Origin of the sequence: Granulicella mallensis MP5ACTX8 (genome assembly GCF_000178955.2) — a bacterium.
In the GTDB taxonomy this organism is placed as follows: Bacteria; Acidobacteriota; Terriglobia; order Terriglobales; family Acidobacteriaceae; genus Granulicella; species Granulicella mallensis.
In genome coordinates this window covers 541,689-567,004 of record NC_016631.1, presented here as the reverse complement: position 1 = coordinate 567,004, position 25,316 = coordinate 541,689, and the positions used below count along the sequence as shown (strand labels likewise).

At 60.1% G+C, this 25,316-nt stretch carries 19 protein-coding genes; 9 read left to right on the top strand and 10 right to left on the bottom strand.

Features of this window, described 5'->3' with window-relative positions:
• The first annotated feature begins 49 nt into the window (after positions 1–49).
• Positions 50–1,492, top strand: a complete 1,443-nt coding sequence (locus ACIX8_RS02350) for an alpha-amylase family glycosyl hydrolase (RefSeq protein ID WP_014263713.1) — start codon at positions 50–52, stop codon at positions 1,490–1,492.
• Between the two features lie 4 nt (positions 1,493–1,496).
• Here the strand turns inward: ACIX8_RS02350 and ACIX8_RS02345 are convergent, their stop codons facing one another.
• On the bottom strand, positions 1,497–2,462 hold the full coding sequence (locus ACIX8_RS02345) for a phytanoyl-CoA dioxygenase family protein (RefSeq protein ID WP_014263712.1): 966 nt from the start codon (positions 2,460–2,462) through the stop codon (positions 1,497–1,499).
• Positions 2,463–2,716: 254 nt separating this feature from the next.
• On the opposite strand from ACIX8_RS02345, the gene ACIX8_RS02340 reads away from it, so the two are divergent.
• Entirely contained in the window at positions 2,717–3,592 is an 876-nt protein-coding gene (locus ACIX8_RS02340) for a helix-turn-helix domain-containing protein (protein WP_014263711.1), read from the top strand.
• A gap of 18 nt (positions 3,593–3,610) precedes the next feature.
• Here ACIX8_RS02340 and ACIX8_RS02335 read toward each other — a convergent pair whose 3' ends face one another.
• Positions 3,611–4,765, bottom strand: a complete 1,155-nt coding sequence (locus ACIX8_RS02335) for a glycosyltransferase (RefSeq protein WP_223295453.1) — start codon at positions 4,763–4,765, stop codon at positions 3,611–3,613.
• 223 nt (positions 4,766–4,988) lie between these two features.
• On the opposite strand from ACIX8_RS02335, the gene ACIX8_RS02330 reads away from it, so the two are divergent.
• A complete protein-coding gene (locus ACIX8_RS02330) occupies positions 4,989–5,573 on the top strand; it encodes a hypothetical protein (protein ID WP_223295452.1) in 585 nt (194 codons plus the stop codon).
• Positions 5,574–6,069: 496 nt separating this feature from the next.
• Here ACIX8_RS02330 and ACIX8_RS02325 read toward each other — a convergent pair whose 3' ends face one another.
• The 3 genes from ACIX8_RS02325 to ACIX8_RS02315 form a co-directional block, all read right to left on the bottom strand.
• Positions 6,070–7,071, bottom strand: coding sequence for an LOG family protein (locus ACIX8_RS02325; RefSeq protein WP_014263708.1), 1,002 nt, complete (start codon positions 7,069–7,071; stop codon positions 6,070–6,072).
• 348 nt (positions 7,072–7,419) lie between these two features.
• Positions 7,420–7,743 carry a hypothetical protein gene (locus tag ACIX8_RS02320; RefSeq protein WP_014263707.1) on the bottom strand — a complete coding sequence of 108 codons (324 nt, stop codon included), beginning with the start codon at positions 7,741–7,743 and terminating at the stop codon, positions 7,420–7,422.
• A 56-nt stretch (positions 7,744–7,799) separates the two neighbouring features.
• On the bottom strand, positions 7,800–9,524 hold the full coding sequence (locus tag ACIX8_RS02315; protein ID WP_014263706.1) for an AsmA family protein: 1,725 nt from the start codon (positions 9,522–9,524) through the stop codon (positions 7,800–7,802).
• A 371-nt stretch (positions 9,525–9,895) separates the two neighbouring features.
• Here ACIX8_RS02315 and ACIX8_RS02310 point away from each other — a divergent pair, with 371 nt between their 5' ends.
• Entirely contained in the window at positions 9,896–11,932 is a 2,037-nt protein-coding gene (locus ACIX8_RS02310; RefSeq protein WP_014263705.1) for an ABC-F family ATP-binding cassette domain-containing protein, read from the top strand.
• Between the two features lie 139 nt (positions 11,933–12,071).
• On the opposite strand, the gene ACIX8_RS25025 is transcribed toward ACIX8_RS02310, so the two are convergent.
• Entirely contained in the window at positions 12,072–12,368 is a 297-nt protein-coding gene (locus tag ACIX8_RS25025; RefSeq protein ID WP_083836601.1) for a transposase, read from the bottom strand.
• A gap of 333 nt (positions 12,369–12,701) precedes the next feature.
• Between ACIX8_RS25025 and ACIX8_RS02305 the strand changes: the two genes are divergently transcribed.
• The gene (locus ACIX8_RS02305; protein ID WP_014263704.1) at positions 12,702–13,625 is read left to right on the top strand and encodes a ketopantoate reductase family protein; all 924 of its coding nucleotides are present in this window, start codon (positions 12,702–12,704) and stop codon (positions 13,623–13,625) included.
• A 70-nt stretch (positions 13,626–13,695) separates the two neighbouring features.
• On the opposite strand, the gene ACIX8_RS02300 is transcribed toward ACIX8_RS02305, so the two are convergent.
• Entirely contained in the window at positions 13,696–14,952 is a 1,257-nt protein-coding gene (locus ACIX8_RS02300) for an acyltransferase family protein (RefSeq protein ID WP_014263703.1), read from the bottom strand.
• Between the two features lie 185 nt (positions 14,953–15,137).
• On the opposite strand from ACIX8_RS02300, the gene ACIX8_RS24305 reads away from it, so the two are divergent.
• From ACIX8_RS24305 to ACIX8_RS02285, 3 genes are all read left to right on the top strand, one after another.
• The gene (locus tag ACIX8_RS24305) at positions 15,138–15,569 is read left to right on the top strand and encodes a DUF3052 family protein (protein ID WP_014263702.1); all 432 of its coding nucleotides are present in this window, start codon (positions 15,138–15,140) and stop codon (positions 15,567–15,569) included.
• 117 nt (positions 15,570–15,686) lie between these two features.
• A complete protein-coding gene (gene ppc / locus ACIX8_RS02290; RefSeq protein ID WP_014263701.1) occupies positions 15,687–18,563 on the top strand; it encodes a phosphoenolpyruvate carboxylase in 2,877 nt (958 codons plus the stop codon).
• A 295-nt stretch (positions 18,564–18,858) separates the two neighbouring features.
• Positions 18,859–19,980 carry an alpha/beta hydrolase gene (locus tag ACIX8_RS02285; protein ID WP_014263700.1) on the top strand — a complete coding sequence of 374 codons (1,122 nt, stop codon included), beginning with the start codon at positions 18,859–18,861 and terminating at the stop codon, positions 19,978–19,980.
• Positions 19,981–20,218: 238 nt separating this feature from the next.
• Here ACIX8_RS02285 and ACIX8_RS02280 read toward each other — a convergent pair whose 3' ends face one another.
• The 3 genes from ACIX8_RS02280 to ACIX8_RS02270 all read right to left on the bottom strand — a co-directional run bounded on the left by ACIX8_RS02280 (position 20,219) and on the right by ACIX8_RS02270 (position 24,247).
• The gene (locus ACIX8_RS02280) at positions 20,219–21,898 is read right to left on the bottom strand and encodes a carboxylesterase/lipase family protein (protein ID WP_014263699.1); all 1,680 of its coding nucleotides are present in this window, start codon (positions 21,896–21,898) and stop codon (positions 20,219–20,221) included.
• A gap of 227 nt (positions 21,899–22,125) precedes the next feature.
• Entirely contained in the window at positions 22,126–22,872 is a 747-nt protein-coding gene (locus ACIX8_RS02275; protein WP_014263698.1) for a hypothetical protein, read from the bottom strand.
• Positions 22,873–22,924: 52 nt separating this feature from the next.
• Positions 22,925–24,247, bottom strand: a complete 1,323-nt coding sequence (locus ACIX8_RS02270) for an MFS transporter (RefSeq protein ID WP_014263697.1) — start codon at positions 24,245–24,247, stop codon at positions 22,925–22,927.
• Between the two features lie 148 nt (positions 24,248–24,395).
• Between ACIX8_RS02270 and murQ the strand changes: the two genes are divergently transcribed.
• A complete protein-coding gene (murQ, locus tag ACIX8_RS02265) occupies positions 24,396–25,310 on the top strand; it encodes an N-acetylmuramic acid 6-phosphate etherase (protein ID WP_014263696.1) in 915 nt (304 codons plus the stop codon).
• Positions 25,311–25,316 lie beyond the last annotated feature (6 nt).

Sequence of the window (25,316 nt, the reverse complement as noted above, 5' to 3'; positions counted from 1 at the left end):
TCCACGGACCGTTTCTCACGTAGCATCAAAGTGAGGAATGGTCTTGTCTATGCAGATTCTGAACCAACGGACAATCCTTCTCTGTAGCGTCTTCCTGCTCTGCGTGCCGCCCGCTATCCCGGTGGCAGCCCAGACCCTCGCACGCCCCGGCTGGGCGGGCTCAGGCCTTACGCAGGAGACCTGGTGGCAGAACGCCGTCTTCTATCGCGTCCAGCCCAAAAACTTCCAGGACTCCGACGGAGATGGCACAGGTGACCTGCGCGGCGTTGCGCAACGGCTGGACTACCTGCAGACCCTCGGGGTCGATGCCATCGTACTCGAGTCGCCCTTCGACGATGCGGGCTTCGACGATCTGCTCAGCGAGGCGACCAGCCGCCATGTGCGAATCGTCGTCGAGCTTGCACCCCACCACGAAGGAGGGGCACAACAAGCCCTGGCCGAGGCGAGATCCTGGCTGACGCGCGGAGCGGCAGGGCTCTATGCGAAGAGTTCGCTGTTTGCAGGCCCGGCCGGAACAGCAGACCCCCTGCAGCCTCTCCGCCAGCTGGTCAACGGCTTTCCCGGCGACCGCATCCTGCTCACCGATAACGACCCCGCCGCAGCAACAGCCCGTCATGGGCAGCGCGGTGCATCTCACGAACTGGTCGACTTCAACCTCGGCAAAGGGGCTGCGACTCTGGAGAACTACCGCAGCGAGCTGGCCGCAGTGCAAGCCTCTCCGGACATACCTCTTGTCCTGCAGCTCGATGAACAGACGCCACCAGAGGCTTCGCTGGCGAAGATCGCCGCCACGATGCTGTTTGCCTCGCATGGGCCTGCCTCGCTGCATGATGGGCAGGAGATCGGAATCGAGCGCGCTTCCACGATGCAGTGGACTCCCGGCAACATCACGCTTCCAAAGCCAACTGAGCCCGTGGCGGAAGCTCCCAAGCCAACGCCGCCACCCCAGCGCGAAGACGTCTACACCGCCTTCGTTCCTTATGTTCCTCCTCCCACCAAGCCCAAACCCCGGCCCATTGATCCGAGGACGGGCGAACCAAGCGCCGATCCGGATTCTCTGATGGGATTCACCTCCGGAAAGCTCCCCGCAGAGGCCTCCGTCCCAGGGCATGAATCGCTGAATGTAGCCATCGAGGATCTAAATCCCGATTCCCTTCTGAACTTCTATCGCAGGCTGAGCCAGTTGCACCACGGAAGTCCGGCGCTGCAGACGGGCTCGCTCTCCGTACTCGATCACAACGCCGACAACGCCCTGGTATGGGTACGCCAAGCTCCGGGTGTGCGCGAGACGGGGACCGTCATTATTGCCTGTAACCTCTCGTCGAAAACCACGACACTCTCGCTCCAGAACGATATAGAGCGCCTGCACCTGCGTCCTGGCGGCCTGCGCATGCTGCTGGTCTCCGACAAAGCAAACATGCGCTTCCAGACGACCCAGCAACTGACCCTCGCGCCCTGGAGTGTCTTCATTGGAGAGCTGCACTCGTATTAGCAGCTCAACTCCACGAATCAAGCCCAAGCAGCTTACGACCCAGGGGAGTAAGGGCAGCTGTCTCGTACTTCGTCCGCTCCCACTCGCGCGGATCCCCCGGAAAGGCAAACCCCTCCGGTGCCCGGCGTTCCCTCCACGACTGAATCCTTCGCTCGCGCAACTCGTCATTGCTCTCCGCCGCGGGTGTCATCGAGATGTACTGCGCCATCCTCACCTTGTCCTCCGAAGTATTCGGACGGATACCATGGGCCAGAAGGCTGTTGAAGATCATGAGGTCGCCGGCCTTCATCGGCACGGGATACACCTCGAACCCCTCGACATTAGGCCTGAAGCCGTCGCGTCCCTCCGGCTGGAGCTTCTTCCACTCCTCAAACGTGTGGAAGAGCTCCGGCACACACTGAAAGCCTCCCGTCTCGCCATCGACGTCCACCAGGGAGAGAACCCCCTGCACATTGACGGGAAGCGGTTCGAGCGTCGTGTCGACGTCAGTATGGATGAAGCCGCTGAAGGCTCGGCCACTCCTGTTGGGCGTGTTCAGGTTGGCACGATCGATCGTGACCCAGAGCTTTTCGTCGTCCCATATGTCCACAAATGCGTCGTAAACGCGCTGTTTCTGCCGATTATCCCAGAGGGCCTGATGGTTGTAGATCTCCACCATGCCGCTGTTGTTCAACTCTTTCATCGCATGATCGCGCAGTTGACCCGCGTTCCAGGTAGACGTGTCATTCGGGTCCATCTCCTGAAACTCCCAGAGGAGTTTCTTCAGGGCTTCGACGTTGGCCCTGGGCACAGCTTGTTTGACCACCACGAAGCCGTAGGTCTGCCAGTGCGCGAAGTCATCCTCGGAAAGCACCCGCAGAGGCAGCTTCTTCTGGATCAGGTGAAGGGATTCCCGAGAAATTGCCGGCGTGAGTTTGTTGTCGCCGGGCTTGCCCACTGCCTTTTCGTCCATCACTGCTGTCTGGTTCATCACGGCCTCCTAAAGCAGCTTCCCTGTTACTGAGAAGTGGATAGAGCATGCGAGTGCCGTTTTTCTTGGGAAAAAACGGCGTTCAGATCCGTGACCCACTCTACACCTACAGGGAAACTGCTTACGCGCTCTTGCGCACAGGACAACGATAGGCAGTTCGGCTTCGCCCATGTTTGCGCCCTGTATCAAAAACCGGTACTGGAATCTCACATCATCTATCGAAACGAATACAATTCCGTCATTCGGTGCCCACGATGAAGCCCTACCTCGAATACATTGCGGCCTCGAAAGAAGGATCGTGGACCCTGTTCGACCGGCGCCTGCCGGCGATTCCGTTCGAGTGGCACTACAACAGCGAGTACGAGTTGACACTGACCTTGAACAGCCGCGGGCAGCGCTTTGTTGGAGACAACATGTCCGCCTACGATGACGGAGATCTGGTCCTCATCGGCCCGAAGATCCCTCACACCTGGTGCTCCAGCGGAGACTGCGGAGGAGGTCCCACCCACCAGGCGCTGGTCTTGTGGTTCAGTGACGCCTTCGTACAGAGCCTGATCCGGCCGCATGTTGAGCTACGCCCCCTACAGGCGCTCCTTGAAAACTCGGCCAGGGCCATCGAGTTTTCCGAAGAGGTAAGAGCCAGGGCCCGTCCGATGATCTGCGCCATGCTGGATCAGACCGCCGAGGACAGATTGCCGGCTTTGCTGCAACTCCTGCTCCTGCTGTCGCGGGACGTACAAGCGAGACCGCTGACCTCGGCGCCAGTCCATGCCATGCCCGATGCGTTGGAAGAGCGCATCGGGCGCGTTCTCTCCTACCTGCATGAGCACTACCGGGAGCAGAATGCTATTCACCAACTCAGCCAGATCGCAGCTCTGAGCAGAAGCTCTTTGCACCGACTGTTCAAACTGCAGACGGGAATGACGACGACCGAATACGTCACCAGGCTGCGGATCGGCAACGCCTGCGCCTTCCTGATCCATACCGATAAACCGATCTCCCTGATCGCTGATAGTGTCGGGTATCGAAATCTGGCGAACTTCAATCGTCAGTTCAAAGAGACGAAGGGACAGACGCCCCGACAATTCCGCTCCGCCTTCAACTCCAGGCACCCCGACCACCTGGCCTGAGCGAACCAGACGAACGCCTTACCGGCTGGTCGGATACGCCGCATAGACGCGCTCAAAGACCGCGTCCCACGAGCAGCCCATCGCATACTCCCGCGCGGCCGTTCGCATCGCTGCAAATTGCTCGGGCTGCGTGAGCGTCTCGGCGATCACGCCTGCAAACGCGGCGTCGGTCGCCACACGTCCAGTCTGTCCATCGCGCACGATATGCGCGGGGCCGCCATCCGGCGTCACGATGGCAGGAACCCCGCTCGCCAGGGCTTCCAGTACCACATTGCCGAAGGTGTCGGTGTGCGAAGGAAATACGAGCAGATCCATGTTCGCGTAGGCCTCGGCCAGCGTGTCGCCGCGCAGCACTCCAGCAAAGGTCGTCGACTCCGGCAGCTCACGGCGCAGGACAGCCTCCTCCGAACCGTGGCCGATGATGAGCCACTTCGCAGCAACCCCTCGGGCGCGTAACTCAGCGTCGACCCGAGGCAGCAGCGCGACGTTCTTCTCTACCGAGAGCCTTCCGACGTAGCCGAGCACGATCTCTCCGTCCTCCCCGCGCGTGCGTTTCGCGGGAGTAAAGAGGTCCGTCTCAACTCCACGCTGCATCAGGTAACAGGGCCGATCGGTCTTGCGTTCCAACAGCGCGCAGAGTTCGGGGTTGGGAGCATAGAGCACCTTGGCCAGGCGATAGAACCGCGAGGTCGCATCCAGAGTAGCGGTCTCGGTGGCATGGTCCAGACTCTTGCCAGCATTGCCCATGTGGCGCGTCAGCCAGCGCATCCGTCGCGCGGCGTACTCGTGCACATTCGTGTGCCAGCTTGCAGCCAGCGGGATGCCGAGCTTCCAGGCAAAGTACGCGCCAAAGATACCCAGTTCGCTGGGGCCCGTGATATGGATCACGTCCGGCTGAAAGTCGCGCACGGTCTGCGAAATCAGGTCGCGATAGCGAAAGAACAGCGTGTCGAAGTGGAGGTCCTGCTCAAGGCTCACCGCCAGCCCGCTGCGGCCCAGTTCCAGCGTGCGCAGTTCGCCTTCCTGCTCAAAGGCATTGGCGCGGCGGCCTGCGCGGACGCACAGAAACGGCAACCCATGCCTTTGCGCAAAGGCGACGAAGTTGCGGCTGGTGTGCGCAACGCCATTGACTTCATGAAAGCTGTCCGGAAAGTACGCAACCCGCAGCGGCATCGCCCTCATGCTATCAGCGCTTGGAGTAAATGATGTAAACGCAGGGAGATAGAAGTGATTTCCCTCTCCCATTCCCCCTGGTCAATCAAGCAGGTACGACGCGGAGATTCGGCAGAACAGAGGTCTCCCCCTTGAGTTTCCTATACGCAATTGTTATGGGATTGAGGATAGAGACTCACGCTCTCCGCTATGATGCACCTATCTTGGCTATGAACTCGACGCTATGAACTTGGCTATGAACTCGACGCAGGCAGCGCATTCGGACGATCTCGATATAGCTTTAGGAACGGCCCTGCGGGATATCGTACTGCGCCCTCGCACAACGCTCTTCGCCACGTGGAGCTGGAAGGCGGCGGCGATCAGCGCGGTGATCCGTGCGAGCACCTTCTTCGCGAGCAACCTGAAATCAGGCCATCACAAGGCTCTGCGCGCCATGCTGGTGGAAGCTGTCTTCGCCATCTTCGCCGCCGGGCTGCTGGGAGCCGTCTCGCAACGCCTGCGCTCCGCACAGCCGGTCTGGGCGACAGCGCTGGTCGTCTGGCTTGGCATGCCCTCGCTGATGCTTCTGGCCCAACTCGGGATACACCGTGCTGCTGGAACACCGCACCTGGGCACCGGCCTTATCGTCTCGTTCTGCTTCGCGTCCATCTCATCGTGCTTTAGCTGGTACGCCATGCGCCGCGGGGTCATGCTCGGCGGAGTTCATGGCACCTCCCTGGCACACGATCTGCGCACGATGCCCCGCGTCGTGCTGGACTTTGTGCTCGTGGGGCCAAGAGCTCTGCTGCGGGTTCTTACGAGAAGCTAGGGCGTCAGGCTAAGGTGTACAAGCATTCTGCTGTGGCAAGAACCGGAAGGGCAGGGTTTCAACCCTGCCTCATAAGGTCAAGCTGAAGACTTACTCCGCTCTGCCGAAGGCCGGAGTGAAGGCGTAGCCGCAACGACTGAATTGCTTTCTTTGGTGGAGGCGAACCAGTCTGGCCATCGGCACGAGTCTCTGCAGCACGTCTGGAGAGGCACACTCCATCAAGACCAACATCGATGAAGTACAGGTTCGGCGTGAGAAAAACCGAGGCCATCCCTGTAGTCTTTGGGTGCATAAAAGAAAGCAATTCAGTCGTTGCGGCTGCGCCTTCACTCCGGCCTTCGGCAGAGCGGTATGAGCCTTGAGCCATCCCTTTGCGGCCTGGCTGAAGCCAGGCCCTTCCGGTCCTTGCCACAGCGAAGTGTTTGCATGCTGCCACGATGATTCGATGAAACGACGCACACAAACAGGAAATGCAGCTGTTTCCTACTTCCTGCTTCTAAGACTGCGTCTTCGCGATATCGGGCCCAAGCAGTTCCTGCGCGCTGGGAGCGGGTGTTGCTGGAATTGGTTCCTCGTCGCGCTGGCCAGAGGATTCCCCGTCGAGGTGGTTCATCGTGAGGCCATCGCGCAGAATGTGGAACGCCTCTTCCGGCGTGTCGGCAAACTCGAAGAGGTCCATATCCTTGAGCCCGATCGCTCCCTTTTCGGCGAGCAGTTCGAGGTTGATGACGTTCTTCCAGTAGCTCGATCCGTAGATGACGACCGTAATCTTCTTCGCCAGCTTATGCGTCTGAGCGAGGGTCAGCAGCTCGAACATCTCGTCCAGCGTTCCAAAGCCTCCCGGAAAGACCACCAGCGCCTTCGCTAGGTAGGCAAACCAATACTTGCGCATGAAGAAGTAGTGGAAGTTCAGGTTCAACGCGGGCGTGATGTAGGGGTTCGGCATCTGCTCAAAAGGCAGCTTGATGTTGAGCCCGATGGTCTTGCCGCCGGCCTCCCACGCGCCGCGGTTGGCCGCCTCCATGATGCCTGGGCCGCCGCCCGACGTGACCACAAAACGATGCCTGCGCCCCGGCAGCTTCGACGACCACTCCGTCATCAGCCGAGCCAGCGTGCGCGCATCCTCGTAGTAACGGGCCATCTCGACCGCGGCCTCGGCGCGCTTGTGCTTCAGCTCCGTGGTGTCTTCCTCCGGTTCACCCACGCGGGCGGGCTGCTCCTCCGGGGGAGCGAGCTTGGTGGAACCCGTATTCTCCAGCAGTTCGAGCTGCTGAGAGGCCTCGTCAAACGCTCGAAACCGCGCCGAGCCGAAGAATACGACCGTATCCTGGATGCGCTCCCGGCGAAACCGCGCCATCGGCTCGGAGTATTCGGCCATAATGCGCAGCATGCGGCCGTCCGGCGAGTTCAAAAACTCGTCGTTCTCATACGCGAGAGGCGCGGATTCAAGAGGGTTCGGATTTTCCGCAGAGTGCTTGGGATCGAGGGTGTTCGGCATAAGACAGCTATTGTCTCGCGAACGGGGTGTGAATTCCTATAAATATGATCCCTAGGGATAGTGCAGTTTTGGCTTGCACCTTTCCCAGGTTCAATGAGAGCATTCCGGGCATGGCAAACTCAACCGCAGCATTGCCCGATTCCAGGCTTGCGACTCAGGTAGCAAAACTGTGGCCGCACAGAGAGCATGAATCCAACATCCTACTGGCACAATTCTGTCGTGTGGGAGTGCATCGCTGGCGTCAGTTGGACCTTGAAACACTCGTACCGGGAAAAGATATTCACTTTTGTTTCTGGTGTTCCAAAATCAAAATGGATGGAATCGTGTACGACTCTTAGGGATCAGGAACTACGGCCGGTAGTCGCGATAGTGCAGCAGTTCGCTCACACCAATCCACACGTCCAGCAGGCCGATTCCGCTTACAATCCCGCGCACCCAGCCGTGTTGCAGCATCGCGTCAAGCGAGGGGTGCGCCAGCAGCCAGCCATTCTGGTCCCAATAGCGCGGCCACCAGGGCAGCAACGACAGGATTCCACCGATATAAAAGCAGAAGATAACCAGCACGATGAGGCTCAACCGCTGTAGCCACACCGGCGCGGGCGCCGGATCTTCGTTCTTCTGGGCGGGTTGCACGGGCCGGGTCTCGGAAAAAAGATGCTGCTGGGAAGACATTGCTCTTCATCCAAGTTAGCAGGGCAAGGCAGCCGCTGTCTTTCATTTTGGACCGCTCAATGCTTCGGAGGTTGCGGTAAACCTTTCCGGGCTGCAGCCTTCGCCTTCAAATCCGCCTTCATCTGCTCGGGAGTTTCATTCGAGGTGCCATTCAGTGCCAGCCCAAAATTTACATCACCCTTTGTGCCGCTAATCGATATCGGCAACTCCAGGCCGGCTCCATTCTTCTTCAAAAACGGATCGACTCCCTTCAACAGCCAGGACTTCCAGCCCGACACCATCTGCGAGGCCGTCGCATCGGTGCGGACGTGGCCCTTGAACTCGAACAGATTGCCATCCATGGAGTAGACGCCGTTCAGCAGCACCAACGCTCCCGGAATCGTGTAGTGCAGATCGTTCACGGTAATCACGCCATGCCCCAGGTTGAAGTGCGCGGTCATCTCCGATTGCACCTCGGCCTGACGATCTTTGCCCGCCGCACCGGCCTCCTGGGGCTTGCCCTGGGCGCGCATGCTCATCGAGTCCACTCGGTCCTGCACCTTGGGATTGCTGAATCCCACGCTATGAATCGCAAAGTTCCCTGCCAGTTCTACCTTCTGCGCCACACGCACGTGCCCGGGCGGAATGTGCAGCTTCGTCTTCAGCGTCAGGGCACCGTGCATCAGTGGAGGATCGGTCTTCACCCCGAGTTCCAGCATGTCCTCGATGCGCGCATGGGGCATGTCCACATCGAGCGCGATGTCGTGCCCCTGCCCGTGAATCATCTGCACTTTACCCCGAGCGGTAAAGTCCGAGTGCAGGAGATGGGCCTGCACCGGATCGAGCGTCGTGTCGCCTGTGGAGCCGTCGATATAGGCATGGAACGTCGTATGCAGCGGCACCGGATGATTGCTGACATCCAGCGAAAAATCCGGCGTATCCGTCGTTCCGTCGGCCGTGATGTTCCCAAGCTGTCCACTGAAGTGCCCCGTTGACGACAGCATTCCGCCGATGCCTTTGATCGTGTTCAGGTCGGCGTGGCTGAAGCTGTAGTCACCGTCCAGCGGACTGTCGCGCGGCTCCGCGCTGGCCCAGGGGCCAAAGTGTCCGGTGGCGTGAATCTGCCCCAGGGGCCTGGGATTGGTTAGATCTGCCTCATACGCAAACGGCTGAGTTGCGCCGACATCCGTCAGGATGAGCTTCTGGATATCGAACTCCAGGGGATCTTTCCCTGGCTTGCTCGTCTCGATGAAGAGCTTCACATCCTTGCAGTAGATCCTGTCTACCAGGAACGTAACCTTCGTCGGCGTAGCCCCTGGATCGTCGTGATGGATCAAGGGTCCACGCTGGTTTGCAGGCGGAATGTGCAGTTCCATGCCTTCGACGCTTACATGTTCGACGCGCATCGGTTGGTGCAACAGCTCCGTGAAGTTTGTCCGGAACGTGAAGCTGGCTACCGAAAGCATCGGCACATTGCTTTCATGGTCCGGCGCTGTGGGTCCCGCGATATAGCGTATGCGCAGGCCTCTTCCATGCACCTCAATCCCCTGCAGCAAGGAGATATTTAGCTTATCCAGTTCAACCGGCGAGTTGAAGCGCTGGCTCAGTGCCGCTACCACACGTCCGCGGACGAGAGGCTCCTCATTATGGATGACGTAGGCCGCACCGATCACAAGCCCTACCAGGACGACCACCACAGCCGTCAGTGTCACCTGTACCCATCGCCTGCGCCACCAGCGCGGCGATCTGTTCACTGCGGCCCGTTCGGGCTCGGTACCACGCTGCGTCTCATCGTCGTTCATTTGTGCAAGGCTCCAACTTCCTTTCGATGCAGTTAAAGGGTGAAACGGCTAGCAGTTGTCTTTGCTTTTCTGGTTGTCATTCCCGCAGGGAATCTGCTGTTGCTCTTGTTTTTGCCTTTCTTGTTGTCATTCCGAGCGCAGCGAGCGAACCTGCTTTCTCCCGTTTTTTGCCAGTGCTACCACAAGCGACATGAGTGAGCCCAAACCAAGCTCCGGCTCTGGCGCGTATCTTCTGGGAGATATGAACAAAGAGCGGGAGGAAGCAGGTTCGCTCGCTGCGCTCGGAATGACAACCAGAAAAGCAAAGGCAAGAACAAAGGCAAAGGCAAAAGCGCAAGGATGAGAAAGCAGTAATGAGAAAATAGAAATCGATGCTCCAACTCTCCGGCGCCGGAAAACGATTCGGCCAAAAACTCCTCTTTGAAGACGTCAACTGGCTCATTACCCCCAATGAGCGCACCGGCCTGGTCGGTGGCAACGGCACGGGCAAATCCACGCTGCTCAAGATCCTCTCCGGCATGGAGTCGCTCGACTACGGCCAGCGCACCCATGTCCGGGGGATGACGCTCGGTTACCTGCCGCAGGATGGTCTCGCACTCTCCGGCCGCTCGGTCTTCGAGGAGTGCCTGTCGGTCTTCGACGAGCTCCGCGACATGGAGAAGGAGTCCGAAGCGCTGACGCACATCCTCTCCGATGCCGACCCCAAGTCACGCGAGTACGCCGCTGCGGCCGACCGCTACTCCGAGATCGCCGACCATCTCCACGTACACGACATCTACACGCTGGACGCGCAGGTAGGCGCGGTGCTCGGCGGCCTGGGCTTCTCGAAGGAAGACTGGCAGCGCCGGACGGAAGAGTTCTCCGGCGGTTGGCAGATGCGCATCGCGCTGGCCAAGCTGCTGCTGCAGAAGCCTTCGCTGCTACTGCTCGACGAGCCGACGAACCATCTCGATCTCGAATCGCGCAACTGGCTCGAAGACTACCTGCACAACTACGAGAACGCCTTCATTCTGATCTCGCATGACCGCTACTTCCTCGACGTCACGGTGAACAAGATCGTCGAAGTCTGGAACAAGCGGATGCACGTGTACCACGGCAACTACGAGAAGTACCTGACGCTGAAGGAAGAGCGCCGCGCGCAGATCATGGCCGCGTACAAGAACCAACGCGACCGCATCGAAGCCCTCGAAGCCTTCATCAACCGCTTCCGCGCTCAGGCCACCAAGGCCAAGCAGGTGCAGTCGCGCATCAAGGAGCTGGAGAAGATCGAGCGCATCGAAGTGCCGGAAGAAGAGGCGACGATCCACTTCAAGTTCCCGCAGCCGCCCGCCAGCGGACGCACCGTGATCGAGGTCACCAATCTGACCAAGCACTACGGCGAAAAGCGTGTGCTCGACAATGTGAGCTTCACCATCGAACGCGGCGACCGCATCGCACTCGTCGGCGCGAACGGCGCGGGTAAATCGACGATGATCCGCATGCTCTCCGGGTTGGAAGATCCCACCAGCGGGACACTCAAACTCGGCCACAACGTTCTGGCCGACTACTTCGCGCAGGACCAGTACAAAGTACTCGACGGCAACGCCGAGATGCTCGACGACATCACCGGCTCCAACCCACGCGTAGATGTTGTCACGCTGCGCTCACTGCTGGGCTGCTTCATGTTCACCGGCGACGATGTCTTCAAGAAGCTGGGCGTGCTCTCCGGCGGAGAGCGCAACCGCTACGCGATGGCCAAGATGCTCGTCTCACCCGCGAACTTCCTGCTGCTCGACGAGCCGACGAACCATCTCGACCTCCGCGCCAAGGATGTTTTGCTGGACGCGATCCGCGAGTTCAGCGGCACGGTCATCTTCGTCTCGCATGACCGCTACTTTATCGACGGCCTGGCCACGCGTGTCTTCGAGGTCGAAGACCGTCGCGTCCACATCTACCCCGGCAACTACGAGGACTACCTCTTCCGCAAGGGCGGCGGCATCCCCACGAACACCGCCGAGGCCAAGGCCAAACTCACCACGGATACCGCGACCAACTCCCACATCGACGCGGCCACCGGCATGTTCAAACCGGTCAAGCAGGCAGGCAGTGCAGCAATCGAGACAAGTACCAGCACGCACGAGATCGAAGGCTCGCTGGCACCCGTGACGGCGACACCCAAGACCAACGTCAAGCGCCTGAACCCGATTAAGTTGAAGCAGCTCGAAGACCGCGTCGCCGCCATCGAGAACGAACTTCCCGACCTCGAGGCCCGCATTCTGGCGGCCGAACAACAGCAGGCCGCGTTCACAACAGCAGAAGCTGCACGAGCAATTGCCACGGAGCTCGATACGCTCCGCGAACAGCACGCCGCACGAACGGCAGAGTGGGAAGAGCTGGCGATGCAGTTGGAAGAGCAGACTACGGCCTGATGTAGAAGACTTTTCTCTCAGGCAATATCTTGAGCCTTAGCAGCCTTGGTTTCGTTAAGGGCACGGGTTTACCCGTGCCACAGAAACTCGACACGGCACGCGGCTTCAGCCGCTGGGGGAAGGCGCATCGCGCCAGGCTTTATTTGCTCGCTACAGGCCTCTGCGCGCCCTTCCATGCCGAGGACCACTTGTAGTCTTCGGAGTTCTCGCACATACGCTCCTCTACCGGATTCATGTGGATGTACCTTCGCGCCGCCAGAAAGCCTTCTCGATCGCGAACCCTCTGATCCGTGAAGCCTCGTTGCCATACTGGAAACTTCGATCCCAACCGGTGTGAAAAGCCGCCTTTGATGAGGCCTACAGCTCGTTCGAGAGTGATGTTTTGTGGCGTCAATAAAAGGTGGATATGTTCTGGCATCACGACGAAATCGTGCAAAAGATAATGCCCCTCGCGTCGATCTCGCGTCGATAGTGCTGGAGCGTTTCAACGAAAAGATCGCAGTTTACGATGACCTGAAACAGGCGCCTGCGATTGTAGGTCGCAGAGGTGACCAGGAATGTTCCTGAGTGAACCGGTCGTGGCGGGATAGACACTGTGCGCGATTTTATCGCGCTTCCCTCAGCGGCTAAAGCCGCGTGCCGGGATGGGCTTTTTGTGGCACGGGTAAACCCGTGCCCTTAACGAAACTCTGACCTTCACTCTAAAGAGATGGCCTGCAGACAAGGTCTTACACCCCGCACTTCGATAGCATAGTCATAGGAGAACCTCATGCGCATTCTCATCGTCGGAGCCGGAGCTGTTGGCGGTTACTTTGGAGCACGGCTCGCCGCTGCTGGTCGTGATGTCACCTTTCTCGTCCGTGCCGGCCGCGCCGAACAACTGCGCCGCACAGGGCTGATCGTCAAGAGCCCCCAAGGCGACCTCTCGATCCAGCCGAAGCTGCTGCTCGCCGCCGAGATCGTCGAGCCCTTCGACCTCATCGTGCTCAGCACGAAGGCCTACTCGCTCGACGCCGCTATTCAGGACTTCGCCCCAGCCGTCAGCCCGCAGACCATGATCCTTCCGCTGCTCAACGGCATGCGCCATTTTGACATCCTCGTCGCACGCTTCGGGGAAAGCGCCGTTCTTGGCGGCTCGACCCGCATCGTCTCCGATCTCAGTCCCGAAGGCCATGTCCTCCAGTTCGGGCCGTGGCACGACATGGTCTTCGGTGAGCGCGACAAGAGTGTCACCCCGGGCATCGAGGCTCTGGGCGCTACACTGCAGGGCTGCGGCTTCCCAACCATGCTTTCGCCCGACATCCTCGCCGCTCTGTGGATGAAGTGGACGATGCTTTCGAGCCTTGCCGGCACCACCTGCCTGCTGCGCGGGACGATCGGAGAGATCGAAGCCGCCACAGGCGGCGTGGAGACCGTGCGCGCTATCATCGCCGAATCGGCAGCCATTTCGGCAGCCAACGGCTATCCGCAGAAGCCGGACTTTCTAGAGCAACATACCGCCCGCATGACCGAACCGGGCTCCGCGCTCACGGCCTCCATGTTTCGGGATCTGCAAAAGGGTGCACCGGTAGAGGCCGACCACATCCTTGGTGACTTCCTCGCCCGAGGCCGCGCTCATGGCGTCGCAGCACCGCTGCTAGAAGCTGCGTATGTGCAACTGAGCATTTATTCGGCCTCCTTATCCCAGAAGTAAACCGACCGGCAAGAATTCGGTAAGCCACGCAATGACGACCTGCACTTCGTCGTACGCGAAAAGAAACCGTTTATGTCGCAGCGGACTCCTGTACCACGACAACCGCTTCTTGAGCTGTCTCTTCCTTCGTCACCGCATGCGCCAAAGCAGATCGCTGATGCATAAACTTGACTTCGACGTTGTGGTATAGCAGCGTCGCCAGACAGGTCGTCGCGATACCGACCACGCCAATCAAGCCCCAATATCGCAGCGGAGAGAGAGAGACAATCGGAACCCAATGGTTCAATCCGTGTGACAGCACGTACAGCACAATGCCATGCGTCAGGTAGAAGCTGTAGCTTACCGTTCCCAACAGGAACACCCCACGCAGCGAAAGGAAACCGAAGAAGTCGTTTCCTGCCGCCACAAAGGCAAAAAAGACAATCACAAACAAAAACTGCGGCGCGTCGTAGTACTTCACCTTCAAAAGCATGGGAGCCGCCAGGCACAGCAGAGCGATGGGAGTCCACCGCCTCTGCCGCAGCACGGCAAGCCACTCCGGGGGGCATGTTTTGAACACGAACGCCAGCAACAGCCCCAATCCAAAGCCAAAGCCGAAGAGGAGATCGAGAAAGAGCACGCCCAGCGCAACAGGGCTGGTTGTGTGAGGGTCGGAAGACATTCGGACGCCACGCAACGCCAGTGCAGCGTAGATGGCCAGCGCCGCTCCGACCCCGATCAGAATGCGGTATCCCTTGAAGATGCGGTACAGCACGGGCAGCATCAGGTAAAAGAGGATCTCAAGAAACAATGTCCACGTTACGGAGGCGTTGATGTTTGGCACATCCTTCAGCCCGTTCATCGTCGGCGTAGGAATGAATACAAGCCACATCAGTAACTGCCCCAGAAACATCAGCGGAGAGATGAGAATACGGAAGTGCGTGCGGACCAGGACCACCAACACGATCAACAGCGCCGAAACATAGTATGCCGGGGCCAGCCGGCGAAGGCGCTTTAGCAGGAAGCTGCCGTACCCTCCCACCCCATTATTTGCCAGGCATTTCGACCAGAACAGAAATGCGCTCATGAAGAAGAACATCTCCACCGATTCCGTTCCGGCATAGGAAAAGAAAGCCGACGGTGGCGGGTCCCACTTTCCTGTTTTGAAGGAAAAATATGAGACCAGAGCATGACAGGACAGTACACTGACCGCCAGCAGACCGCGCAGCGACTCCAGCGGAACGTTCAACTTCTTTGCATCCTGCCTGGTACCGCGCGACAATAGCGTCGCAACCCCAATCAAAAGACCAATCAAAACAAAATAAAACGCAGGAGAAGTGATTGCCATGAGTCGTTCCTTTGTAGTTCGGTGCAGAATGAGCGTACCAGCCAAACACACTTTTGCACTCCATAAATGAATTTTTTTTAACTTCTCCACGCTCCCCCACCAGAAACCTGCCCAGGCCAGGGACGCCTCACCTCGCCTGGCACGTTATACCCGTGGGTGCTACGCTCAACGGATCGCTCTCAGCCATGCCACAACCAACGCAGAAACATACCGACTACTCCGGCACGACGCTGCCGCGCAAGCTGGGTATTCTGTCTGCTTCCATCGAGCCGCGCACCGTTGCCTTGCTGGCTGCACCGGAAGATTTCACACAAACATTAGGCGAGTTGCCGGCTCACGTGCACCTCAGCACACGCCTCAGCGCCAAGACGTCTCTCGCGCTATGTTTTGTTCGCTCGCTCGCCGATCTCGAAGCCACAGTTGATTTGCTTGGCACGCAGTTAGCGGAGGGCGCTTCTGCCTGGATCATCCATCCCAAGGCCGTCCACAAACCTGGCTTCAACCAGAATCACGTTCGCGACACCGCTCTCGCACGCGGGTTGGTGGACTACAAAGTCTGCTCGGTAAACGACGATTGGTCAGGGCTGAAGTTCGCCTGGCGCACGAAAAAGCCTTAGTACATGTCATCCAACTTCACTCCAACAATCATTTGATGACACGTCCAAGCTCTTCACGACCGGAAGTATTGAATCCATCAGTCCACTAGACGAAGCACAAGCCATGCATAATTAACTATGCCCTCGCTGTGGACACCGACTGATTGGCCTGCACGTCTTGCTGAACTCGAAGCGCGATCTGGCGACGAGAAACAAACCCCTCTGCGCCGCGACATCCGCTCGCTCGGCACGCTGCTCGGCCAGGTTCTGCGCGAGCAGGCCGGCGACGCCCTGTTCGACGCCGTCGAATCGCTGCGCCGCATCGCCATCGCACGCCGCGAGGCCGAAGCCACCGGGGATGAAGCCGCCGGCCTGCTGCACCTGAACGAAGCCCAGGCCCTGACCCACGAGACCGCCGCCGACCCCACAACGGCCTATCGGCTGGCGCGAGCCTTCGCCTCCTACTTCGAGCTCATCAATCTCGCCGAGACCAACCACCGCAAACGCCGCCGCCGCGCCTCCCTGCTGGATGCCGCAGCAACGCCACAACGCGGCAGCCTGCGCGGAACGCTGCGCCGGTTGCGCGCGACGGGCATCACCCGGGACGAAGCCCTGCGGCTGCTGGGACACATCTGCATCACCCCGATCTTCACCGCGCACCCCACAGAGGTCGCCCGCCGCAGCGTGATGTTCAAGCGCCGCCGCATCTCCGACCTTCTCGAAAGGCTCGACGGAATCCTCCTGCCCCCTTCGGAGTTCGATGCCCTGGAGAACGAACTGCTGGCGGAGATCACCGCGCTCTGGCAGACCGACGACGTGCGCAGCGCACGGCCTACCGTGCGCGACGAAGTGCGCATGGGGCTCGACTACTACGACGCCTCCATCTTCAGCACGATTCCCGTGCTCTACAAAGAGATCGCCAACGCCTTCGCCGCCGAGTTCCCCTCCGAGGCTGGGTTCCCCTCGGACGAAGGCCAGCCATCCATCGCCGAGCTTCCGCTGGTCGTCAGCTTCGGCTCCTGGATCGGCGGCGACCGCGACGGCAACCCGTTCGTCACCGCCCAGACCACCTGCGACTCCCTGGCGATGGCGCGGCAGCTTCTGCTCGACCGCTACCTCAAGCAGTTGCAGGACGTCTTCGAGCAACTAGCCTCCTCCACCAACCAGGCGCCCATCTCGGCCGCCCTGCAATCGCGGCTCAACGAATACCTGCAGGAACTGCGGGCCGCTGGCCATGCCGCCCCTCAGGACCACCTCTCGTACGAGGCCGTGCGCCATATGATCGCGTGCATCACTCTACGTCTGGGCGGCTCGCCACCGGCAACGATGCATCGCAACCTCGGCCTCACAGAAGAGGCAACACTTCAGCCCTATCGCAGCGCGGCTGAGTTACTGAGCGATCTCTCGCTGCTGCGCGACTCGCTCGCGGCCAATCGCGGCCTGCGGCTGGCTGAGCTTTTCATCGACCCACTGCTGCTGGAAGTTCGCACCTTCGGCCTGCACCTGCAGACGCTGGACATCCGCCAGCATGCTCGCGTGCATGAGGTCGCCGTTGACGAGTTGAGCGCGTGGCACAACACTGCATCGTTGCAACTCCCCGCTCCGCTTTCGCCGCAGACAGCGGAAGTACTTGCGACCTTCCAGGGCGTTGCCGAGATCAAGCAGAGTGCGCCGCAGGCCATCGCGCAATATGTCATCTCCGGCGCAAGCACCGCGCAGGATGTCCTTCGGGTCTTGTGGCTCGCGCGTCTCGGCAATGTCCATGTAGAAGGCGGCGACGTCGAGCAAGGACACGATCCCGGACTGCAGCCCGTTCCGTTGTTCGAGTCCATCGAAGACCTGCGCAATGCACCGGAAGTGTGCCGTGAACTATGGTCGAGCGAAGCCTTCAAACCCCTGCTGGCCGCGTGGCATGGCCGTCAGGAGGTCATGCTCGGCTACTCGGACTCCAACAAGGACGGCGGCATGATCGCCAGTACCTGGGAGATCTGGAAGGCGCACCGCGCACTTCACGAAGTTGCCAGAGAGTGCGGCGTAACCCTGCGGCTCTTCCATGGCCGCGGCGGCACGGTAGGCCGTGGCGGCGGCCCGACGCATCGCGCCATCTACGCGCAGCCGCTCGACAGCTTTACCGGCGAGCTGCGCATCACGGAGCAGGGCGAGGTACTCAACTGGAAGTACTCGGATGTCGTGCTGGCCGAGCGCAATCTTGAGCTGATGATCGCCGCTTCTCTGGACGCCCTGGCGCGGCCCGATCTGCACGCCGCTAAGGACGAAAGCGCGCACCTTACCGGCGCGATCCTCCCCGAGTGGGAGGCCGCGCTCGACGAACTCAGCGTGACCTCGTTCGCGTTCTACAAGCAGCACATCATCGACAACCCCGAGATCTTCACCTACTTCGAACAGGCCACGCCGGTCGCCGAGCTGGAGCACGCCCGCATCGGCTCGCGGCCCGCCAAGCGAACCGACGGCAGCGCCTCCAAACAGCGCAGCATGGCCGACCTCCGCGCGATTCCGTGGGTCTTCGGCTGGATGCAGTCGCGGCACGTCGTTCCGGCGTACTTCGGCGTCGGCTATGCGCTGGAAGCCTTTATCGGCGAGAACCCGAAGGGCCTCGAACTGCTGCGCGGGATGATGCGCAGCTTCCCGCTGTTTCTCGACATGATCCGCAATGTGGAGATGGCCCTGGCCAAGGCCGACTTCGGCATCGCGAAGCTCTATGCCTCGCTGGTTGAAGACGCAGCCCTGCGCGATCGCGTCTTTGCGACACTCGAATCCGAGTTCGACCGCACACGCCGCATGGTGCTCGCCGTCACCAGCCAGACCGAACTGCTGGAGCGCGATACGGTCCTCAGCAACTCGATCCGGCTGCGCAATCCTTACGTCGATCCGATGAGCCTGCTGCAGGTCGAACTGCTGCGCCGCAAGCGCGGCGGAGAGAGCAGCGAAGAGCTTGACCGCGCCATCACGGCAACGATCAACGGAATCAGCGCGGGACTGAGGAATACGGGCTGATCCAAGAGATGGTTTGCCTTTGCAGGTTGCTTTTGCATTTGTTTTTCTGGTTGTCATTCCGAGCGCAGCGAGTGAATCTGCTTCCTCCCGTTTTTTGCCAGTGCCGCCACAACGGTAGTGTTTAGGCCAGGCCATGCGCTTTCAGTTCTGGCCACATGTTTTCTGGGTGGTGCGAACGAAGAACGGGAGGAAGCAGGTTCACTCGCTGCGCTCGGAATGACAAACTAGAAAAGCAAAAACAACGGCAACTGCTTAATTTCTCCACACAAAGCTCTGCCACGATACACTTCCGCACATGGCTCGCTTGCTCGCACTTGTCACGCTCCTCGCCACTTCCGTCACAGTCTTCGCACAACAGCCGTCCACGCATCAGGTCAACCCTGACGGCTCTATCACCTTCCGTTACGACGATCGCTCGGCTACCAAGGTCGCTCTTACGATCGACGCCCTCCCCAAGCCCCTGCCTCTCACACGCGACGAGAACGGCCTCTGGTCGGTCACAACGGCGGCCCTCCCACCGGAGATCTACGGCTACACCTTCGTGGTCGATGGAACCCCCAGGCTCGATCCCTACAACTCCGATGTGCGTCCGAACTATGTCTCGTTCAGCAACAACGTCATGGTGCCCAGCACTCCTCCGGCACCGTGGGAGCTGACCGCCATTCCGCATGGCCGGGTCGATCACCACATTTACACCACGCACATCGTCAAGAACCTCCCTGAGAACCAGAACGCCTACGTGGTCTACACCCCTCCCGGATATGACGCCAAGCGCAAAGGCGGCTATCCCGTTCTCTACCTACTGCACGGCTGGAGCGACAACGAAACCGGATGGACCGCGGTCGGCCATGCAGACCTGATTCTCGACTCCCTGATCGCCTCCGGCAAGGCTATGCCGATGATCGTCGTCATGCCGCTCGGGTATGGAGATCTCAGTTTTGTGAACAGTGGTTTTGCCGTCTGGAAGGATGACGCGAAGGTCGACGAGAACCTTACGCTCTACTCGCAGGCACTCGAGACCGAGGTGATTCCTGCGGTCGAGCACGAGTACAACGTCGCTGCAGGCCGCAATCACCACGCCATCGCAGGCCTCTCGATGGGAGGGCTGGAGAGCCTCACCATCGGCCTGAACCACCCCGATCAGTTTGCCTACGTCGGCGGTATGAGCTCTGCCCTGGAGGGCCGGCATTTCGACGAACACATCCCCGGGCTCGACGCCAAGAAAGCGAACCTGAGCCTGCTCTGGGTCGCCTGCGGCACCACCGACCACCTCATCGCGCCGAATCGCGAGTTCATAACCTGGGCCAAGACAAAGGGCTTCGATGTAACCACCGTCGAGACTCCGGGAGCGCATACTTGGCTCACGTGGCGCGACAATCTCGGTAACTTCGCGCCGTTGCTGTTCCGGTCGAAGTAGCGAAGTACCGTTTTTGCCTTTGCTATTGTTTTTCTTGTCATTCCCGAAGGGAATCTGCTGTCCGTCCGTGGCACGACACTCGCGCTGAGAAGAATCGAACTTGGCATCGTGGCGCTACGGCAAGAAGCAGATTCCCTCCGGGAATGACAACAAGAAAGGCAAAGGCAACAACAAAGACAAGAGCAACAACTTTTCTACCGCACCACTAAAGCTGTTTCCTACTTCCTGTTTCCTGCTCTTACGTCCCCGGCTGCACATACGGCACCTGCCCCAGATACCGCCGCTCTTTCCCGCGCGGATCGTCCTCGATCCTCGAAGGCAGATCGAAGATCATCGTCGCGCGTTTGCTGAGGTCATAGGCCGGCCACTGCGGGGCATGAGCGTTGTTCGGATTGCCGTTGTGCGCGAAGGCGATGTACGTCTCGCTGACGATCTCGACCATCTGTTGAGCCTGCGCCTTGTCGGCGTCGGAGCTGCCCACCATACCGGGCGAAACCGCCACGTTGTCGAAGGCCAGAGGGATATCCAGCGTGTGCGGAGCACCGAAGCGGCCACCCTCCACCGGAGACTTCCAGTTCAACTGGTAGACCCAGGTGTGCGGCTGCGCGGCAGGATCGGCAGCACGTTGTTCAGCTTCAATCACCTGTCCACGCCACGAGCGCGAGTCCGTCGTCACCGCAAAGAACACATCGCTCGCCGAGTACTCCGGATGCCACTCGCGATACTTCGCAATCACCTCCGGCACCGGCAACGAAACCGTTTCGCTCTTCAGGTACGGCGCATTCTTCTCCAGCGCTCCCGGTAAGCTCTCCCACGTCAGGGAGAACAGCGCGGGCTGGCCACCGCCGATCAGCACCCGTGTCTCATCGTGCATATTGCCCATGATCATCGGCACGTCCACCGAGATCTTCGGATCGGTCGGCGAAAAAGGATCGACCGGAAGCGACCGGCCATCGGTCACCGGGCCGTAGTAGCCGCCGGAGTGTGTCGCTGCCTGCAGCGTCGCCGTGGGCACTGTGCGCAACACCTTCGCCGCGGCTTCGGGAGTGGACGTATCCAGTCCCAACACCTTGAGCACAGCTTTGGCGCGCTCCGAGGCATGTTCCGGCTGGGCTCCGGTCACTTGCTGGCCGCTCATCGAGATCACGCGATGAAACAGGCCATGCCCCGGCGGCTGCGCCATCAGCGTCGCGCACTTGGCTCCGCCGCCGGACTGCCCAAAGATCATCACACGGGAAGGATCGCCGCCGAACTCGACGATGTTGTCGCGCACCCATTGCAACGCGAGCACGAGATCCAACTGCCCCGCATTGCCTGAATCCTCAAAGCCCTGCCCCGGCAAAAGCTGCGCGAGATACAGATACCCGAAGAGATTGAGGCGGTGATTCACCGTAACAACTACGACGTCGCCGCGCTTCGCCAGCCGTGCGCCGTCATACAACGCGGCATTCACCGTACCGTTCGAGTACGCGCCACCGTGTATATAAAACATCACCGGTCGTTTCTTGCCATCGCGCAAACTCGGCGTCCACACATTCAGGTGTAGACAATCTTCACTCTCTGGCCCTTCGTCCGGCGGCAGATGATAGCCCGGCCTCTCCGCAGCGGCGGCAGCGTCCGCACGCCGAGGACGAGCCCCGGGGACCTGCGGAGCGCGTGGCCCCCACTCCAACGCATCGCGAACGTCGTCCCAGGGCACAGGAGGCTTCGGCGCAGCAAAGCGAGTCTGCGCGGTGTCCAGCCCATACGAGATGCCCTTGAAGCAAACGATGCCTTCGCCGGCATCGCGGCCGCGCACCCTGCCCGCAGTCGTCTTCGCAACCAGGGGATTCTTCGCCTTAGCCGCCAGCGCGCTGCGATCCAGCACCCCCACGGCACCCAGCATCGCACCGCCGACCAGTACCTCACGCCTGTTCATTCTGAACTCCCTGCTTCGCTGTTTGTAGTCGAAGAGATTTCTTCGCTCTGACAACTTAGATCTCCGGACTGACAACTTGCAAGTTCGGAGCGCGAACAAAGACAACAAACTTGACGCAAAGGTCGCCAAGAGAGCCAGGTTTCGCCACGGCCCTCTTGGCGAAACTTGGCTCTTTTCTTAGCGCCCTTTGCGTCAGATTCTTTAGCGGCTGAAGGCAGCGCCTGGAGCTAGCTCGCGACTGGTGTAACCTTGACCGCCTTGTTGTCCTCGAACTCGATCTTGATCGGATGCCCACTGTTGTCGTACGTTACGGTGCGATTGCCGGTCGAGTCCGAGCTCGGCGTAATCACCTGGCCGAGCGACATCATGGCCTGGTTCTCGCTCATGCCCACCACGGCCTCATGCTTGTCGATATGAGCCCACATCTCCGGTCCCCAGTGCTTGTAAAGCACATGAGGATCGTCATAGAAGAAGATCTCGTCGCTCAGGAATGTGTAGTTGCCATTCTCGAAGTTACCCACCGGCACGGCATACTCGGCCTTCGGATCGGACGACTTTGGCAGCGTGAACGCGAGCAGAACATGATGCTCGCCAGCCGAGATGCGCGACACCGCGCGACCCTTCGGTGGGACCTGCTCGAAGACATCCTTGATCAGCAGTGGCTCCGCCCCTTCGAGCGTTCCTACAGGGTGCGCGTAGTCAGCGTGATGGCTTGTGTAGTGGTAGTAGTCCATCTGCCCACCGGCGCTCATCCAGATCGTCTTGCCTATCAGCTCGCGCTCATCCTTCAGCGAATCCGGGCGCTGCTTGCGCAGAAAGACCATATCGTCGGCGGAGAGCTTCGTCTTCTCATAGGGATTCTTGGCCACCGGCATCTCTTCATGGTTTGCCTTGTAGATCAACCCCACACGCACACCAATAGCGACAACAAACGCCAAGGTCACCGCTATCGAAATCTTCTTACCGTTTTCCATCCCTTCCTCCTGGCTACTTATCTCTGTGATGCAAACGGGCTTCGCAAGTCGCTCAACCCACCGGCTCCATACTGCTGAACTGCTGCTCGACCGCGATCAAGCTCTCTGCCGTCAGAGTATCCGCATGACGTAACGCGGGGAAGAACACGGACCAGACCCCTGTCACCATCATGCTTCCAATGCCACCGATGACTACGGCTCGGACAGCGCCCCACCAGTGTGCGGTCAAGCCGCTTTCGTACTCTCCAAATTCGTTAGATGCGCCGAGGAACAACCAGTTCACGCTCGACACACGGCCACGCATCTCCGGCGGAGTGGCCAGCTGCAGAACGCTCGACCGCACCACGACAGAGATCATGTCGGACGCCCCGATCACAAACAACGCCGCGCAGCTCAGCCACAGGTTGCGGCTCAAGCCGAAGACTACGGTCGCCGCACCAAAGATTCCCACACACACCAGCATGGTCTTGCCCGCGCGCTGCTTGATTGGTAGAGCCAGCAAGCCCAGGGAAACAAGCAGCGCACCGAGGCTCGGCATCGCACGCAGCAAGCCCAGCCCATGCGGCCCCTCATGCAGGATGTCCGATGCGAAGATCGGCAACAGCGAAGTCGCGCCGCCCAGCAGCACGGCAAACAGGTCCAGCGAGATCGATCCCAGCAGCAGCCGCGTCTGCGCAACATAGCGCAGGCCCGCGAGCATCGTCTCGACCGTGAACCCCTTCTTCTCCGCCGCACCGCGCGGGTGGATCAGGCTCATCAGTACGAGATACACCGCGAACGCGCCGATCGTGAAGCAGTAGACCAGGGGCGCTCCCGCAAAACCCGCGAACTGTCCCCCGAAGAGCTTGCTTAGCGCCACTGTAAACAGCAGCCCACCCATCATCGGCCCGATAGCATTCGAAACCTGGAAGATGCTCGCGCCCCAGGTCACGGCATTGACGAAGTGTTCCCTGGGCACCAGCGAAGGAACCAGCGAACTCGCCGCAGGCCCCGCGAAGCATCTTCCTGTGCCGATGAGGAAGAGAATTCCATACACCACCCAGATACTGCCGATGCCATGCAGCGTAAGCCACAACAGCAGCCCGGTTGCGATTAGTTGTAGGAAGTAACAGGCCAGCAGGATGTTGCGGCGATCGTAGCGATCGGCAACGTGTCCCGCAGGCAGCACGAAGAACAGCCCGGGGAGAAAGAGCGCGAGGCCGGTATAGCCCAGCGCCAGCGCCGAGTGCGTGAGCTGATACACCTGCCACGCCACACCCACCGATTGCGCCTCTGCCCCCATCGTGCCGAGAGCTCGTGCCGCCGAATAAAACCGAAAGTCCCGCGACTGCCACGCCACCGTCGCGCTTAGAGTTTGTTTTTCTCCGTCATCCATGTCTCTTCTATGCTGACACATCGACAAGACAAGAGGTTTACAAGCGACTCCAGCGGATTCCTCGAAGGAGAAAACCCGTGTGGTTTCCCCGTATAAAAACCATGCAGCATCATTTTATGGAGCCCGGGAAGAATGAAATCGCTCTACCATGGAAGGGATGCAAGCCCCCGACCAACCCATCCTCGGTGCCCTCTTAACAGAGGCCCGCAATCCTGCCACCGAGCATCTCGACGAACTGCCGACACTCGCCATGCTGGAAGTCATCAACGACGAAGACGCGAAGGTCGCCGGTGCCGTGCGCGCCGAATTGCCACAGATCGCGCGAGCCATCGATGAGGTCGCAGCACGCTTCGGCCGCAGCGGACGGCTCTTCTACATCGGCGCGGGGACCAGCGGACGGCTCGGTGTGCTTGACGCCAGCGAGTGTCCACCAACCTTCTCCGTCTCTGCCGATCTCGTGCAGGGGCTGATTGCCGGAGGCGACTCCGCCCTGCGGCTCTCCAGCGAACACTCCGAGGACTCTCCCGAAGAGGGTGCTCGCGACTTGGCCGCAGCAAAGTTTGCGCAGGACGATACGCTGGTCGGTATCGCAGCCAGTGGACGCACTCCTTATGTGCTCGGGGCTATCGCGCACGCGAAGAAGCTCGGTGCGCTGACGGTCGGACTCACCTGTGTGCCCGGCTCAGCGATCTCTCAGGCGGTCGATATTCCCATTACTCCCGCGACCGGACCGGAGGTCCTTACAGGCAGTACGCGACTGAAGGCCGGCACCGCCACCAAGCTCGTGCTCAACATGCTTTCGACGGGTGTGATGGTGCGCACTGGCGCGACCTTCGGCAACCTGATGGTCAACGTTCGGCCCACCAATGCGAAGCTGGTCGACCGCGCGCATCGCATCATCGCCGCAGCTACCGGATGCGATATGGAAGGCGCTGCAAGGCTTCTGGAAGAAGCGGGTGAGGATGTAAAAACAGCGATTGTGATGCAGCGACTATCGCTCTCACGTGAAGCAGCTGAGGCGCGACTAGCGGCGGTTCATGGAGTGCTCGCAAAGGCGCTGTAGAACGGT